Here is a 506-nt window from a genome sequence, read left to right as displayed (position 1 = left end):
TGCACGTCGGCGGTGCTGACCATCACCGAGCGCACCGTCTTCACCACTTCGCCTTGGTTGCCGTAGTAGTAGGCTTCGCCACCCGATGCGTCTTCCACCAGCACCAGCCTGCCTGCACGGTTGTACTTCTCGCCCGGTTTGCCATAGGTGTAGGTAACGCGGTTGAAGAGGTTCTTGGGATAGAGCACTTCGCTCAACCGTTCGTAGTCGTAGGTGATGAAGTTGCTCATATATATTACGGTGACTAGATGAAAAAGCCTTCCTCAAGAGAGAGTATTCTAACTTTCCCGTTTGAAAGGATCTCCATTTTCAAGGGGTATGGATAATTCCACCTTTTTATTGTGACATGTCTAAAATGGGGTATTCCCCCCTCCATCCTCTTTATCCATTTTCTTTCTAGAATGTTGCGAGATTGGTTAACGCCATATAGTACAATTAGATGTCCGTCCCGATAGAAATAACCATCATATTCTTTTTTATCATAGAATGGCATGGAACGTAGTGTT

The 506-nt window shown here is 46.4% G+C and carries 2 pseudogenes; both read right to left on the bottom strand.

Annotation, left to right across the window (positions count from 1 at the left end):
* Positions 1-230: pseudogene (locus tag HMPREF0670_RS15260) on the bottom strand (sugar-binding protein); the annotation flags it as partial.
* Between the two features lie 14 nt (positions 231-244).
* Positions 245-506: pseudogene (locus HMPREF0670_RS17405) on the bottom strand (hypothetical protein); the annotation flags it as partial.

Source organism: Prevotella sp. oral taxon 317 str. F0108 (assembly GCF_000162415.1).
GTDB classification, from domain to species: Bacteria; Bacteroidota; Bacteroidia; order Bacteroidales; family Bacteroidaceae; genus Prevotella; species Prevotella conceptionensis.
This window is presented reverse-complemented; position numbering and strand designations above follow the sequence as displayed.